Annotated in this window: 17 protein-coding genes and 1 pseudogene; 12 read left to right on the forward strand and 6 right to left on the reverse strand. The window is 72.8% G+C overall.

Annotated elements, in window-relative coordinates:
* The first annotated feature begins 21 nt into the window (after positions 1–21).
* Together J7E94_RS11360 and J7E94_RS11365 are read left to right on the forward strand one after the other, a co-directional pair.
* Positions 22–2,157 (forward strand): xanthine dehydrogenase family protein molybdopterin-binding subunit, encoded by a 2,136-nt coding sequence (locus J7E94_RS11360; RefSeq protein WP_215014605.1) that lies wholly within the window; start codon positions 22–24, stop codon positions 2,155–2,157.
* Between the two features lie 23 nt (positions 2,158–2,180).
* On the forward strand, positions 2,181–2,354 hold the full coding sequence (locus J7E94_RS11365; RefSeq protein WP_215014607.1) for an alpha/beta fold hydrolase: 174 nt from the start codon (positions 2,181–2,183) through the stop codon (positions 2,352–2,354).
* Between the two features lie 73 nt (positions 2,355–2,427).
* Here J7E94_RS11365 and J7E94_RS11370 read toward each other — a convergent pair whose 3' ends face one another.
* Positions 2,428–3,207, reverse strand: a complete 780-nt coding sequence (locus J7E94_RS11370) for a CAP domain-containing protein (protein ID WP_215014609.1) — start codon at positions 3,205–3,207, stop codon at positions 2,428–2,430.
* A gap of 485 nt (positions 3,208–3,692) precedes the next feature.
* Between J7E94_RS11370 and J7E94_RS11375 the strand changes: the two genes are divergently transcribed.
* Positions 3,693–4,199: a hypothetical protein gene (locus tag J7E94_RS11375; protein WP_215014611.1), complete on the forward strand. Its 507-nt coding sequence runs from the start codon at positions 3,693–3,695 to the stop codon at positions 4,197–4,199.
* A gap of 78 nt (positions 4,200–4,277) precedes the next feature.
* On the opposite strand, the gene J7E94_RS11380 is transcribed toward J7E94_RS11375, so the two are convergent.
* Positions 4,278–4,493 carry a hypothetical protein gene (locus tag J7E94_RS11380; RefSeq protein WP_215014613.1) on the reverse strand — a complete coding sequence of 72 codons (216 nt, stop codon included), beginning with the start codon at positions 4,491–4,493 and terminating at the stop codon, positions 4,278–4,280.
* 179 nt (positions 4,494–4,672) lie between these two features.
* On the opposite strand from J7E94_RS11380, the gene J7E94_RS11385 reads away from it, so the two are divergent.
* The 4 genes from J7E94_RS11385 to J7E94_RS11400 all read left to right on the forward strand — a co-directional run bounded on the left by J7E94_RS11385 (position 4,673) and on the right by J7E94_RS11400 (position 6,977).
* Positions 4,673–4,912 (forward strand): DUF6213 family protein, encoded by a 240-nt coding sequence (locus J7E94_RS11385; protein WP_215014615.1) that lies wholly within the window; start codon positions 4,673–4,675, stop codon positions 4,910–4,912.
* A gap of 38 nt (positions 4,913–4,950) precedes the next feature.
* The gene (locus tag J7E94_RS11390) at positions 4,951–5,826 is read left to right on the forward strand and encodes an oxygenase MpaB family protein (protein ID WP_215014616.1); all 876 of its coding nucleotides are present in this window, start codon (positions 4,951–4,953) and stop codon (positions 5,824–5,826) included.
* 84 nt (positions 5,827–5,910) lie between these two features.
* A complete protein-coding gene (locus J7E94_RS11395) occupies positions 5,911–6,102 on the forward strand; it encodes a hypothetical protein (protein ID WP_215014617.1) in 192 nt (63 codons plus the stop codon).
* Positions 6,103–6,278: 176 nt separating this feature from the next.
* Positions 6,279–6,977: a UdgX family uracil-DNA binding protein gene (locus tag J7E94_RS11400; RefSeq protein ID WP_215014618.1), complete on the forward strand. Its 699-nt coding sequence runs from the start codon at positions 6,279–6,281 to the stop codon at positions 6,975–6,977.
* A 110-nt stretch (positions 6,978–7,087) separates the two neighbouring features.
* Here J7E94_RS11400 and J7E94_RS11405 read toward each other — a convergent pair whose 3' ends face one another.
* Positions 7,088–8,131: a DNA topoisomerase IB gene (locus tag J7E94_RS11405; protein WP_215014619.1), complete on the reverse strand. Its 1,044-nt coding sequence runs from the start codon at positions 8,129–8,131 to the stop codon at positions 7,088–7,090.
* A gap of 200 nt (positions 8,132–8,331) precedes the next feature.
* On the opposite strand from J7E94_RS11405, the gene J7E94_RS11410 reads away from it, so the two are divergent.
* From J7E94_RS11410 to J7E94_RS11415, 3 genes and pseudogenes are all read left to right on the forward strand, one after another.
* Positions 8,332–8,745: an ATP-binding protein gene (locus tag J7E94_RS11410; protein WP_215014620.1), complete on the forward strand. Its 414-nt coding sequence runs from the start codon at positions 8,332–8,334 to the stop codon at positions 8,743–8,745.
* Between the two features lie 109 nt (positions 8,746–8,854).
* Positions 8,855–9,052 (forward strand): annotated as a pseudogene (locus J7E94_RS35910) (STAS domain-containing protein); the annotation flags it as partial.
* 289 nt (positions 9,053–9,341) lie between these two features.
* Positions 9,342–10,193, forward strand: a complete 852-nt coding sequence (locus tag J7E94_RS11415; protein ID WP_215014621.1) for an SDR family oxidoreductase — start codon at positions 9,342–9,344, stop codon at positions 10,191–10,193.
* A gap of 50 nt (positions 10,194–10,243) precedes the next feature.
* Here the strand turns inward: J7E94_RS11415 and J7E94_RS11420 are convergent, their stop codons facing one another.
* Positions 10,244–10,801, reverse strand: coding sequence for a hypothetical protein (locus tag J7E94_RS11420; protein ID WP_215014623.1), 558 nt, complete (start codon positions 10,799–10,801; stop codon positions 10,244–10,246).
* A 122-nt stretch (positions 10,802–10,923) separates the two neighbouring features.
* On the opposite strand from J7E94_RS11420, the gene J7E94_RS11425 reads away from it, so the two are divergent.
* Positions 10,924–11,484: a hemerythrin domain-containing protein gene (locus J7E94_RS11425; RefSeq protein ID WP_215014632.1), complete on the forward strand. Its 561-nt coding sequence runs from the start codon at positions 10,924–10,926 to the stop codon at positions 11,482–11,484.
* 61 nt (positions 11,485–11,545) lie between these two features.
* Here the strand turns inward: J7E94_RS11425 and J7E94_RS11430 are convergent, their stop codons facing one another.
* Positions 11,546–12,088: a cysteine hydrolase family protein gene (locus J7E94_RS11430; RefSeq protein ID WP_215014634.1), complete on the reverse strand. Its 543-nt coding sequence runs from the start codon at positions 12,086–12,088 to the stop codon at positions 11,546–11,548.
* A 365-nt stretch (positions 12,089–12,453) separates the two neighbouring features.
* Here J7E94_RS11430 and J7E94_RS11435 point away from each other — a divergent pair, with 365 nt between their 5' ends.
* A complete protein-coding gene (locus J7E94_RS11435; RefSeq protein ID WP_215014849.1) occupies positions 12,454–13,194 on the forward strand; it encodes a VOC family protein in 741 nt (246 codons plus the stop codon).
* A 19-nt stretch (positions 13,195–13,213) separates the two neighbouring features.
* Here the strand turns inward: J7E94_RS11435 and J7E94_RS11440 are convergent, their stop codons facing one another.
* On the reverse strand, positions 13,214–13,987 hold the full coding sequence (locus J7E94_RS11440) for an ANTAR domain-containing protein (RefSeq protein WP_215014636.1): 774 nt from the start codon (positions 13,985–13,987) through the stop codon (positions 13,214–13,216).
* Positions 13,988–14,047: the final 60 nt, after the last annotated feature.

Below are 14,047 nucleotides of genomic sequence, written 5' to 3' on the forward strand. Positions count from 1 at the left end.
TCCTGGATCGCGAGGACCGCCATGAACTCCAGCACCGCCCTGCAGGCGCCCGCGCTCGGCAGCCCCGCCCCGCAGGCCCCCGCGCTCGGCAGCCCCGCCACCCGTCGCGAGGGCCCGGAGAAGGTCACCGGGAAGGCCCGCTACGCGGCCGAGCACGCCCCGCCCGACCGGGCGTACGCCTGGCCGGTGCCCGCCACCGTGGCCCGCGGACGCGTCACCGCCGTCGACACCGCCGGCGCCCTGGCGCTGCCCGGCGTCCTCGCCGTCCTCACCCCCTCCGACGCGCCCCGGCTGGGTCCCGCCGACGACCCCACGCTCCGCGTGCTCCAGGACTCCGAAGTGCCCCACCGCGGCTGGTACGTGGCCCTGGCCGTCGCCGAGACCCCGGAGGCCGCCCGGGCCGCGGCGGCGGCCGTCCGCGTCACCTACGACACCGAGCCCCACGACGCCGTCCTGTACACCGGCCACCCGGCCGCCTACACCCCCGAACAGGTCAACGGCGGCTACCCCGCCCACCGCGAAAAGGGCGACGCGGCCGCCGCGTTCGCGGCCTCGCCGGTCCGGGTGGACTGCGCGTACGCCGTACCGCCGCTGCACAACCACCCCATGGAGCCGCACGCCGCCACCGCCCACTGGGAGGCCGACAGCGGCACCCTCACCGTGTACGACTCCAGCCAGGGGTCCGGACTCGTACGCTCCACACTGGCCTCCCTCTTCGAGCTGCCCGAGGACCGCGTCACGGTGGTCTCCGAACACATCGGCGGCGCCTTCGGCTGTAAGGGCACCCCCCGCCCGCACGTCGTCCTCGCCGTGATGGCCGCCCGGCACACCGGCCGCCCCGTCACCGTCGCCCTGCCCCGGCGCCACCTCCCGGCCGTCGTCGGCCACCGCGCGCCCACCCTGCACCGCGTGCGCCTGGGCGCCCGTACGGACGGCACGCTCACCGCCCTCGCCCACGAGGTCACCACCCACACCTCCCGCGTCCGCGAGTTCGTCGAACAGGCCGCCGTCCCCGCCCGCGTCATGTACGCCGCGCCCGCCCTCCTCACCACCCACCGCGTCGTCCCCCTCGACGTGCCCACACCCTCCTGGATGCGGGCGCCCGGCGAGTGCCCCGGCATGTACGCCCTGGAGTCGGCCATGGACGAGCTGGCCGACGCCCTCGGCATCGACCCGGTCGAGCTGCGCGTCCGCAACGAGCCCGCCGCCGAACCCGACAGCGGCCACCCGTTCAGCAGCCGCCATCTGGTGGAATGCCTGCGCGAGGGGGCCGCCCGCTTCGACTGGGCCGCGCACCGCACACCCCGCCGGGACGGCCCGCTGCTGATCGGCACCGGCGTCGCCGCCTCCACCTACCCGGTCTACACCGCGCCCTCCTCGGCGCGGGCGCACGCCCTCCCCGACGGCACGTACGTCGTCCACACCAACGCCACCGACCTCGGCACGGGCGCACGCACCGTTCTGGCGCAGATCGCCGCCGACGCGCTACGGGTCCCCCTGGACCGGGTGACGGTGGAGATCGGGCACTCCGCACTGCCGCAGGGCTCGGTGGCCGGGGGCTCGGCCGGCACCGCCTCCTGGGGCTGGGCGGTCCACGACGCCTGCACGAGCCTGGTCGACCTCCTGGCCCGCCGCTCCGGCCCGCTCCCCGAGGCCGGGGTGTCCGTCCCGGCCGACACGACGGCCTCCGCCAAGCAGAAGTCCCCGTACGCCAGGCACGCGTTCGGCGCCCAGTTCGCGGAAGTGCAGGCCGACACCGTCACCGGCGAGGTCCGGGTCCGGCGGCTCCTGGGCGTCTTCGCCGCGGGCCGCATCCTCAACCCGCTCACCGCCCGCTCCCAGTTCGTCGGCGGCATGATCATGGGGCTGGGCATGGCCCTCACCGAACACAGCACCGTGGACCCCGCGTTCGGGGGCTTCGTCGAGAACGACCTCGCCTCCTACCACGTCCCCGCCCATGCCGACGTGCCGGACATCGAGGTGCACTGGCTGGACGAGCACGACAAGCACCTCAACCCGATGGGCAGCAAGGGCATCGGCGAGATCGGCATCGTCGGTACGGCGGCGGCCATCGGCAATGCCTTCCACCACGCGACCGGCCGCCGGATCCGCGCACTCCCCCTCACCCCGGACCGCGTCCTGACGGCCCTCGACTGAGGGGACCCCCACAGGGGCCAGGCGTGTGGGGGCCGGCCGACCCGATCAGCGGGGCCCGCGTACTCCCCCGGATCCGGGCGCGCATGCCGCGCGCCCGGGTCGTGGGGCTCGCCGGGGCCCCTGCCGTCGGGCACTACCCGCAGCTGGAGGCTCCTGAGGCGGTCGCGGCGGCGCTCACCGGGTTCCTGGCACCCTGAGGCGGCATGTGCGAGGGGGCGACCGGATCCCGGCCGCCCCCTCGCACGCGGGTCACCTGTCGGCGCCGCAGGGTCAGCGCGCCGCGCCGAAGTCCTGCGTCCAGTACTGGCCCGGCTGCGCGAGGCCGATGCCGATCTCCTTGAAGGAGCAGTCGAGGATGTTCCGCTTGTGGCCCGGGCTGTTCATCCAGCCCTCCATGACCTTCGCGGCGGTGCTGTAGCCGTAGGCGACGTTCTCGCCGTACGTCCTCCACTCGTACCCGGCGCGGGTGATCCGCTGGCCCGGGTCGGAGCCGTCGGAGCCGGTGTGCGACATGTTGCTGTGCGCGGCCATGTCCGCGCTGTGGTCCTGCGCGGCCTTCGTGAGCTTCGCGTTCACGGTGAGTGCCGGGCATCCGGCGGCGGCACGCTCCTGGTTGACGAGGGCGAGGACCTCGGCCTGGGCTCCGGAGGGCGCCTCGGAGGCGTCCGGTGCGTCCGGTGCGGCGGGCGCGGCAGGCTCGGCCGTCTCGACCGGCGGCTCCACCGGCGCCACCGGCTCCACCGGCTCCACCGGCTGCGGCGTCGCGGGCGGCGCGGTCTCGACGACCGGCTGGGCGACGGGTTCCGCGGGTGCCTCCGGGGCGGCTTCGGGGGCCGGGGTCTCCACGGGCGGCTGCGAACGGGGATCGCCGAGCGGGGCGTGCTGCCAGTAGCGGCTGTCGTACTGGCCCGCGGCGGACCGTACGGAGTCGGGGCCCTGCGGGTTCAGGCAGGCCATGGCCGCGGTGGGCACGCCCACGAGGGCCAGCGCCCCGACGGCGACGGCTATTTTCCTGTGGTGCGTCTTCTTACGGTGCTTCTGCTTCTTCATGCGGGACCTCACTCGGTGATCGCGAAGCTCCCGGCGCCGGACCGCGAGGGCGCCGGAGGAGCCGCCATTCTTAAAAGCCCCGCAGCGGCGTGGCAAGCGACCTCTACTCAGCGCCAAGGACTTCCGGGGCCCCGCTTGAATAGGCCCGAAGATCGTGCATACACGTGCCGAAGCCACTCCGGCAGCAGACTGACGCACGGCCAGGTACACCCCCCGTCAACCCCGTTGGTGAAGGCGAAACAGGAGTCACCGATTCCGTTTCCGGCGGAGTGAGGCATGTCCAGGCTAAATAGGCACAAGTATCGACATGTCGATGGTTGACGATCTCCGCAGGGCCTGCCGGGCCGACGTATGCGCCGTGACGCATCTCACAGCTTCGGGAGGGAACCGGACGCCGCCACCTCACCCGGATGCCCGGCCCACCGGGCATCGAACCGCGACGGGCCTTTGACTGAAGAGTCCCGAGGACTCGGAACGCTGGAGGCGTGGTGGCGGCGATCGCGTGGACGCGTGGTGCGGCGGGTGTGGTGCTGTCGGTGGTGGCTCTCGGTGCTGCGGGCTGTTCCAACGGCGACAGCCCCTCCGGCGCCGCGTCGAGGGCCGCGTCGGCGGTGAAGTCGGCCGGCGAGGCGGTCTCCTCGGCCGCCGCCGAGGCCGCAAAGGCCGCCGAGTCCGCCGCGGCCGTCGCGAAGGACAAGCTCGCCGAGGTCAAGGACGGGGCCGACGCCAAGGAGGAGGTGGCCTTGGGCTCGGTGACGACCGACGCGGAGGGGTACACGAAGGTCCCCGTGATGGCACGGAACACCGACGAGGGGACGAAGTCCTTCGCGGTCCAGGTCGAATTCAAGGACGAGGGCGGCAAGTTGATCGACACCGTGGTGGTGACGGTCTCGGACGTGGCCGGGAAGGGCGCGGGAGAGGGCACGGCCCGCAGCACGCACAGACTGTCCGGCACGGTGTCGGCGCAGATCGGCACCGCCCTGCGCTACTGAGCTTCAGGGCCGGCCGGCCGCGCGAAGCGCGCAGGCCGGGCGGCGTGGCCCGGGTGCGGACCGGCCGGCTGAGGACAATCAGCCTCCGGGCTCCTCGCGGCGGGTCTTCCGTGCCTGCTCAGGCGCCTCTCCCGGCCGGTCCAGCCGGCTCGCCTCGTCGGTGTCCGCGGCCCGGACGGGAGGCTCGTCCTTGTCCGGAGCCCCGGGCCGGGGTGCGACGTGCGGGGCGCGGCGACGTTGCTCGTCGTCGTGGTCGTGCAGGGGAGCGCCTCCGGCGCCGCCTTGGTCTTCCATGGCCTTTCCTCCTCGTGCGTCGTGTCTTCCCCGCCCTGCGCGTGCCCTGCCGCCGCTGCGGAAAACCTGCGGCTCCCCGGCCTCACGGCCGCGGATCGGTTGGACCCGTGGCGACCGGGTAGCCCTTCCAGGAGGGGGTGACCATCGGGTCCGCACCCCAGACGAGGAGGAGCGGTTCCATGCACTCGTTTGCCATACCGCTGATCCCCACGGAGGAAGGCGGCCTACTCATCCCGGCCGAACAGGTAACAGCCCTCTTGCGGGGTGTGGCCGCCGACTGGGCGACAGCCATGGAGCTCGACTCCCCGGAAGCCGACCCCGAGACGGTGCTGGCGATGACGGAGGCCCTCACTCAGCTCGCCGATCAGATCGACGCCGAGTGCATCGCCTGCGCCTCCCGGCCGGAACAGGGCTACTGAGGCGGTCGACGGGGGTGGACGTGGACGACACTGGAAGAGTGAACGCACCGGCGCTCCTCCCCCTCGAGCATCTGCGGGAGCAGATCGGCAGCAGCCTGTTCAGCCGCGTCGCGGGGCCCGCGGGGCCGGAGAACCGCGCCCGCATCCACTACACGCCCGGCCCTCGCTGGTTCGGTCCCGAGCGCCCCATCCGTAGGGTGCACGGGGACGCCTCGATGTTCATCGGGGGTCTGAGCGCCTTGCTGCTCCAGTCGCTGCACCCGCTGGCCATGGCGGCCGTCGCCGCGCATTCGGGCTACCGCGGTGATCCCTGGGGCCGGCTCCAGCGCACCAGCACGTTCCTCGCCGTCACCACGTACGGCGCGGCCGAGGACGCCGAGCAGGCGGTCGCCCGGGTACGCGCCGTCCACCAGCGGGTGGCCGGGGTCACCGCCGAGGGGGAGGCGTACCGGGCCGGGGATCCGCATCTGCTGGAGTGGGTGCACGTGGCGGAAGTCGAATCGTTCCTGCGGGCGCACCAGCGGTTCGGCGCCGCCCCGCTGGACGGGGTGGGCTGCGACGGCTACCTCGCCGACACCGCCCGGGTCGCCGCGGCCCTCGGGGTCGTGGACCCGCCTCGCGACCGGGCGGCACTCGCCGAGCGCCTGGCGGCGTACCGGCCCGAGCTGCGCAGCACCCGGGAGGCCCGCGAGGCCGCGCGCTTCCTGCTGTTGCGGCCGCCGCTGCCGCCGGCCGCGCGCGGCCCGTACGCCGTACTGGCGGCGAACGCCGTCTCGCTGCTGCCGCCGTGGGCCCGCGAGCTGCTCGGTCTTCCCCGCCTCCCGCTGGTGGAGCGGATGTGCGTACGCCCGGCCGGGCACGCGCTCACCGGAGCGATCCGGTGGGCCATGCGCCCGCCGCCCACCACCGCCTGAAGGCCTCGCCGGAGCTGCGCCGCCGCCCCGGAATGCGGTTCCGCGAGCGCGGTGGGCCCATGGCAGGGCGGGTAGGCGCCGCCCATGAACGAGACCAGGCAGGGGAAACCGGGCGAGATCGTGCAGGAGAGCGGGATCTACGCGTGCGACTGCGGCAAGGAGCACCTGTGGAGCAAGAGCACCGACGTCCGCGGACACCGGTTCCCGCCCCTGCCCTACGACTGTGCGGGGCACACGTGGACGCTGCGTACGCAGGCCCACCCGGACCAGGACTGACCGCCCACCGGGCCCGTCGGGCCGCGCGGACCACCGCCGTCACCGTGCCGGGACGGCGCCGGGTCCGAGCGTTTCGGTCCGTGCCCAGCGGGGCAGACGCCGGTTGCCGCCCCGCGGTCACGAACGCGGGGCGGACCAGTCGCCCGAGCCGGGGCGACCGTACGGAGGTGGTGGCGATGGGCGGCGGCACGGGCAGCAGTACGAACGCCGGCCCGGCCCCGGCCTCGGGGCAGGAGTACGACGCCGGCCCCTATCTCCCGTCACGCGGCGGCCTGCCGAATCTGCGGAGGGCGGCGGCCGGCTGCAGAGGATGCCCGCTGTTCGCGGATGCCACCCAGACCGTCTTCGGCAAGGGCCCGGCCGATGCCCGGCTGATGCTCGTCGGCGAGCAGCCGGGCGACCAGGAGGACCGGGAGGGCGAACCCTTCGTCGGCCCGGCGGGCAAGCTGCTGCGCAGGGCGCTCGACGAGGCGGGGCTCGGGGACGAGGACCCGTACGTGACCAACGCGGTCAAGCACTTCAAGTTCACCGTGGCCCCGCGCGGCAAGCGCCGCATTCACAAGGCACCGAGTCTGCGGGAGATGACCGCGTGCCGCCCCTGGCTCGCGGCGGAGCTGCGGCTGGTCGATCCCGAGATGCTGGTGGTACTGGGTGGCACGGCGGGCAAGGCGCTGCTCGGATCCTCGTTCCGAGTGGGCGAGCGGCGCGGCGTGCTGCTCCCGATGCCGCCGCTGCCCGGCGCGGAGACGTTCGCGGGGCACGGACAGCTGCTGGTGACAGTGCATCCCTCGGCGGTGCTTCGGGCCGACGACCGCGAGTCCGCCTTCGCAGGCCTCGTCGCGGACCTGTCGGTGGCCGCCACTGCGCTGGAGTAACCCCTCGAGCTTCAGCGACGTACGCCAGACCCCGCGGCGATCAGCCCCTCCCAGCCGCGGCGGCACGCCTCGTCGGGCAGGGCGTTGCCGTCCGCGTCGCGGTACGGGGCTCAGCGCAGGGGCGCTCTGGTGGGCCGGGGCGGGCTGAGGAGGCGCAGCACCGCCGCCTCGATCTCCCCGTGGGTGGCCGGCTGTCCGTACTCGACACCCTTGCCCAGCCGGTCCAGGGCCGGCTTGACGGTGACTCCGTTCTCGAAGAGCTCGAAGAGTCTGGGGTTGATGTACGAGGCCCTGCACACGGCCGGTGTGTTGCCCAGGTAGCCGCTCACCTCGTGCACTGCCCGGGCCTCCGCCCTCATGCGCCGGGCCCGGGAGTCGCCCGCGACGTCGACCGAGACCGCGAGGGCGACCGCCGCCAGGACGGTCGCGTGCCACGTCCTGAAGTCCTTCGCCGTGATGTCCGCACCGGACCTGCTGCGCAGGTAGTCGTTCACCTCGTCGGCGTGGACATCCCGCCAGGACCGCCCCTGCCAGTACACGAACAGCTGGGAATCGCCGTCGCGGCGGCGCAGCAGTGCTCTGACCACCTCGCAGGTCGTGGGGTCGGCGAGCGCGAGGGTCTGCTCCTGCCCGGACTTGCCCGGGTAGCGGAAGCAGACCCCGCCACGGCGGCACGCCGCGTGCTCGCGCAGCAGCGTGGTCAGCCCGTACGCCTCGTGGTCCCTGCGGTACGCCTGGCCGCCGACGCGGAAGAATCCGAGGTCGAGGAGGCGTGCGGCGCAGGCGAGCACCCGGTCCCGGCCCAGCCCGCGGCCGGCGAGGTCCCGTTCGATGCCCTCTCGCAGTCGGGGAAGTCTCCTCGCGGCGTCGAGGACGTGCTCGTGCTTGGTCGCTTCCTGCTGTTCGCGGAACCGCTGGTGGTAGAGGTACTGCCGCCGGCCGGCCGCGTCCGTGCCCATGGCCTGGATGTGGCCGCCCGGCCACGTGCAGATCCACACATCGGTCCACGCCGGAGGAATCATCAGGGCCCGCAGCCGTGCGCGCTCCGCCGGATCGCTGACGGGCTGCCCCGCCGGATCCAGGTATCGGAATCCCCGGCCGTGGCGCACCCGGGTGTATCCGGGCCGATCGGGCCGACTCGTGCGCAACCGCATGGCCCTCCTGCCCTCCTGTCGTGCGTCCCTCACCACCTGCCCGGTTCACCGGCGTGTATCCCCCGTCGGCCGCGGCCGACGGTCGGGGGCGCTTCTCGGTCGAAAAGGCATCTCCCAGCACGGTGGTGTGTGGCGTGGCCGATGCCGGGCAGGCGCTTCTACACGAAGAAAGAGAGCGAACGCCTCACTCGGAGCCTCGGATGACTCCCTACCCCCACCACCCCCAACGCCACCTCGACCTACCGTTCGACGTCAGCGCCGCCGGCCGCGCCCGCGATGCGACCTCCCGGTTTCTGCACAGCGCCGGCGACCTGGGGCAGCCGGTGCCCCCGGCGGCCGTGGACGTCGCCGTCCTGATCGTGACCGAGCTCGTCACCAACGCCGTCCGGCACACGGACGGGCCGTGCAGCCTCGACCTCGTCCTGCACGAGGGGCTGCTCGACATCGACGTCACCGACACCAGTTCCGTCCTGCCCGAGCCCCGGCAACCCCACTTCAACGGCAGTGGCGGCTGGGGCTGGATCCTCATCCACCACATCGCCCGCGATGTGAGCGTCACACCAACTCCCACCGGCGGGAAGCGCGTTCACACCTGCATAGCCGTCGCCGCGTGACGTCGACCGGCTTCAGTCGATCTGGCGAGCCGGCCGTCATGAGGGAACCCGTCTTCGAGATCACCGTCGACTCCCCGGCGAGACACTGCTGAGCACTCCGGCCAAGGAGATCGACTTCTCGGCGGAGGGCGCTCTCGATGCCGTGTTGCGGTCCGTGCCCGCAGGGGTGACCGTGGTTGTCGACATGAGCGGTGTGACCTTCATGGATCTCAGCGGGCTGCGCTTCCTCCTCGCACTGAGCCGCCGTACGCGCGGGAAGTGCGGGCCGCTCGTCGTCGAGGGTCGGCAGCGCCGGCCCCTGCGTCCCGTTCGCCTTGCCGCCGAACTCGATGCCGCTCCCGCGCCCGAGCGGACGGGCACCGGCCCGGACCACGAGATCCACACCGTCCTGCGGTCCCGGCTGGCACTCGCCCGTCTCCTCGGCGGCGCGCAAGCCGCCCGGTTCGAAGCCGCTTCCCCGTTCGGCCGCTGTGATCTTCGGCCCGGTCGCCGGTCCCCGGTCGCCACTCCCCAGTCCCCAGTCGTACAGCAGGAAGGAGAAACTCGTGGAACCCAACGCAGCCGAACGCGGCAGCGGGGCGCCCGACCCCACCACCATGTACCCCCAGCCGGATTTCCCCCCGCAGGAGCAGGAGCCGCCCGGAGCCACCCGGCCCATGGAGCCGGTCCCCGACCACGGCGAAGGCTCGTACCGCGGCAATGGGCTGCTCGAGGACCGCAAGGCCGTGATCACGGGAGGCGACTCGGGCATCGGCCGGGCGGTGGCGCTCGCCTACGCCCGTGAAGGGGCCGACATCCTCTTCACCTACCTTCCCGAAGAAGCGGAGGACGCCGAGCAGACCATGCGCCTCGTGGAGGAGGCCGGCCGCAAGGCCGTGGCCGTACCCTGCGACATCCGCGAAGAGGAACAGTGCCGGACGGTGATCGACCACGCCGTCGCCGAGTTCGGCCGCATCGACATCCTGGTCAACAACGCCGCCTACCAGATGGCCCAGCCGGACGGGATCTCCGCCATCACCACGGAACAGTTCGACCGGGTCGTGCGGACGAACCTGTACGGCATGTTCTGGCTCTGCAAGGAAGCCCTCCCCCACATGTCCGCCGGCGCCTGCATCATCAACACGACGTCCGTGCAGGCTTACAAGCCGAGCCCGCCGCTCCTCGACTACGCCATGACCAAGGGCGCCATCGTCACCTTCACCCAGGGCCTGGCCCAGATGCTCGCCCCGCAGGGAATCCGGGTCAATGCCGTGGCCCCCGGGCCCGTCTGGACCCCTCTGATCCCGTCGACCATGCCGGATCCCACCGAGTTCGGCAAGCAGAGCCCCTTGGGGCGGCCCGCGCAGCCGGCGGAGATGGCTCCCGCGTACGTGTTCCTCGCCTCCTCCAAGGCGAGTTACATCACCGCCGAGATCCTGAACGCGACCGGCGGGACACCGCTGCCCTGAGGCCTGTCGCGGCCGGTGCGCCCGTGCGCCCGAGGCCCTCACGCCCGCCATCAGGCCGCCGGTGCGGCCTCGGCTCCGGCGCCGGCGCCCAGACGCTCCAGAAGCGCCGCGCGGTGCAGCTCGGCGATCGGCGCGAGGAGGTCGGGGTGGCGCAGCAGGGTGGCCGCGTGGCGGTCGTCATCCCCGGGCTCGGTCAGGCGGCGGAAGGCGACCGCCACGGCGGCGGCGCGCTCCGTCGAGGTCAGGGCCTGTGCGGCAGTGGCCAGGGCCGGAGCGCCCAGCAGGCACGCCGCCCAGCTGACCACGACCTCGTCCACCCACGTGCGCCACGCGCGCTGCGACTGTTCCTCCTCCGGGAGGGCGAAGGCGTCGGCGGCATCGGCACCGGTGATCCAGTCGAGCCGGTCCGAGCCGCCCGGTCCCGACAGCGCGACGAGCTGCGCGTCCAGCTCCGTCGGATACCGCAGCCAGGCGGCGAGCGTGACGGCCTGGCGGGCCTGCGCCTCCACCAGGCCGCGCTGGAATGCACCGCCACCGGAGGGGTAGGCGCGGATCAGCCAGTGCGTTGTCGCCGCTATGAGCGGGGACAGAGAGAGGTCTGAGGGCACTGGCGACCATCCGGCAGGTTCGGGAGCGAGAACGCCACACTAACGGCCCAATCACCCGGATTGGAATGGGATGGTCCGAATAGTTGCGCATACCACCCGCCACCGATCGAGGAGGACACATCATGGGACACGGCGGTGACGTCATCGCAGAGCTGACCACCGACCACCAAGAGGTGGAGGACTTCTTCAAGGAAATCGAGGGACTGCCCTCCGGGGACTCCCGCAGGAAGGACTGCGCCGACAAGGTCACCATCGAGCTGGTCCGGCACTCCGTCGCCGAGGAGGCCTACCTGTATCCGGCCGTACGCGAGCACCTGCCCGACGGCGACGCCCTCGCGGACAAGGAGCTCGAAGACCACGCGGCGGCAGAGCGGATCATGAAGGACCTCGAGGGGTGCGACGCCGACGACCCGAAGTTCGACTCGCTGATCAACAAGCTGATGACCGAGATCCGCGAGCACATCGCCGAAGAGGAGGGCATCCTCTTCCCTCGAATGCGCGCCATGTGCTCGGCGGAAACGCTCTCCGAACTCGGTGACAAGGTGCGCACGGCCAAGAAGACCGCACCGACCCGCCCGCATCCGTCCGCCCCGGACAAGCCGCCGGCCAACAAGCTCCTCGCTCCCGGGGTCGGCCTCGTCGACCGCCTCCGCGACATGATGAGCGGACGCGGCAAGGACTGACTTCCGAGCGGCGTATCCCGGCGGCCCCGGCCCGCTCCGCAGGGAGCGGGCCGGGGCCGTTTCACCCCGGGAAGGTGACCTCGTCGGCCGTGCGGATGTCCGCCGCCATGTTGGTCTGCATCATCCGCAGGGCGGCGTCGGCCAGGTCCTGGTGGATGTGGGCGACCGCGTCCCGTACGACCGTCACGCGCAGGTGGCGGATGTGCGCGTCCAGGGCGGAGTAGAGCACGCACTGCTCCGTGACCTGTCCGCACAGGATCAGGTGGTCCACGTCCAGCTGCCCGAGCAGATAGGCGAGCGGTGTCTCGTAGAAGATGGAATGCCGCGCCTTGATGATGAAGAGCGAGTCGCCGTCGGGTGCGACGGGCTTCACCAGATCGGCGTGCGGGCCCGCCAAGGCCGTCTCCAGGATCTCGCCGTGGTGGGAGCGCCACTCTCCGAAGTTGTCGTTCACGTAGATGACCGGGCCGCCGCGGTGGCGGGCGCGGTCCAGCAGGGCCCGGACGCCGGGCAGGGCGTCGCGTACGGCGGGCAGCAGCAGCTCCGCATCCTCATGGTCATAGGTGTTGATCATGTCGATGACCACCAGCGCGCTGCGGGCCACCGCTACCAGCCCCGACCCGCCGGACGGCGCCCCGCCCGCCCCCCGGCCCGCGCGGCGCACTCGTCGCGGGGATCGCGGCGACCGCCTACGACCGTCATCCCACACCTCCGGGAGTCCGTGCCACGCACCGTCGGACCGACGCTGATCACCCGGCGCCTGCCCCGTTCCCGTCGCACCACACCCCGACGGTGACGGTTGGCACGCCGCCTGCTGGGCAGGCGCCTTCCGTGACACGCGGGCGCGCGTGCCGGACGGCCCGGGCCGCTGCCCGGGCCCGGCACCGGCCGCCGCTTGCGAAGATCGGAGCGTGAACCGTGCGGACTTCCACCCGGGACGTCTTCGGCGCATGCTGCTGGGTCAGTCTGATGGCCCGCGATCTCGACGCGGCGAAGGAGTTCTACGGCACGGTCCTGAACTGGGACTTCCGGCCGGCACGCCTGGGCGAGGCATTCGTCGTCGCCGAGCTGGAAGGCGTGCCCGTGGCGGGCATCGGCGCTCTGGCGACCCATCTGGCCGTGCCGGTGGCATGGACGGTGTACTTCGCCGTCGACGATGCCGACGTGGCGGTCGACCGGGTCCGCGAGCGCAGCGGCACCATCGCGGTCGGCCCGGTCTCCTTCACCTCCGGCGGCCGTGGAGCCCTGGTCGCCGACCGGGACGGCGCGGCCTTCGGAATCTGGGAGGGTCCGGTCTCAGCCGACTGGCGGATTGGCGCGGGCCAGGCCCCGGCCTGGCTGGAACTGCGTACCCGGGACGCCTTCGAAGCCGCGATCTTCTACGGCGAAGTACTGGAGTGGGCCACGGGCCGGCCCGGCTGCTGCGAGGTCTCCTACGAGGAAGACGAGGTCGTCCTGCGGGAGGCGGGCGAGCCCGTCGCCCGCCTGAACAGCGGCCCGGTCGACACCAGGGCCCCCGACCCGCACCTGCAGCCCCGCTGGCACGTCCACTTCCGCGTCCCCGACCTCGACAAGGCCGTCGAGACGGCGGAGGCCCACGGCGGCAGGGCCCTGACGCCCCTCGCCTCGAACGCGACGGAGCGCTGGATGACCCTGCGCGACCCCGACGGAGCGATCTTCACGCTGACGGCCGACCGCCCCGCCCGCTGACCCCCGACTGCTTACCGCGTCAGTCACGCAGGGTCTCCCTTCCCGCGATGACGTCGCGGGCCGCCTCGGTCACACTCTGCCCGCGCGCGAAGGCGTGGGCTCGCAGCCGGGCGAGGGCCTGCTGCGGATCCAGCTCGAGGAACACCATGAGCATCCCGGTCGCCTGGTGCACCTCCTCGTGACCGTTCTCGGCGGCGTCCAGCCAGCGTCCCGGCTCCCCGCCGGGAAGGTTGCCCAAGGCCAGGAAAGCGTCGGTGATGGCGTCCGCGGCCGGGAAGGCGAGGGCGCGGTCGCTCTCACTGAGGGGGCCGGGGTCGCGCCGGTAGAGGTCAAGGGTGCCCATCGCCAGGATGCCGGCGGGGCTCAGGGGCAGCGAGAACACGGCTCGTACTCCGAGTTCGACAGCCTGCTGGGCGAACACCGGCCAGCGCAGGGCGTCCGTCCCGGAGGTCAGGTCGGCGGCCAGCACCGGCGCCATGAGCTCCATGGCGCTGTGGGAGGGGCCGTCACCCAGCGTGTACTGCGCCTCGGCCAGCCGGCCGGCCGTCTCGTCGCTGGACCACCACAGCGCCCGGACGTCATCGCCGCCGGACAGCGATACAGACACCCCGGTGATGTCGAGGAGATCGACGCACGGCCTGCACAGACCCGCCACGGCGTTCCCGGCGCCCTCCGGCCCGCTCCCGGTCGCGGCGGCGGCCATGCTCAGGCGCCGAAGCGCCTCGTCGGTGTCGGAGCCCGGTGCCGACGGCACGTCGGCAAAGCCGTCGCCCTCGTCGGGCAAGGCGCTCATCCGCGCCACCTCCACACGGAGTAGTCGCCCATACCCGCAGTCTCCCACTCCTGGCCGACA

It is taken from the genome of Streptomyces sp. ISL-94, assembly GCF_018614075.1.
In the GTDB taxonomy this organism is placed as follows: Bacteria; Actinomycetota; Actinomycetes; order Streptomycetales; family Streptomycetaceae; genus Streptomyces.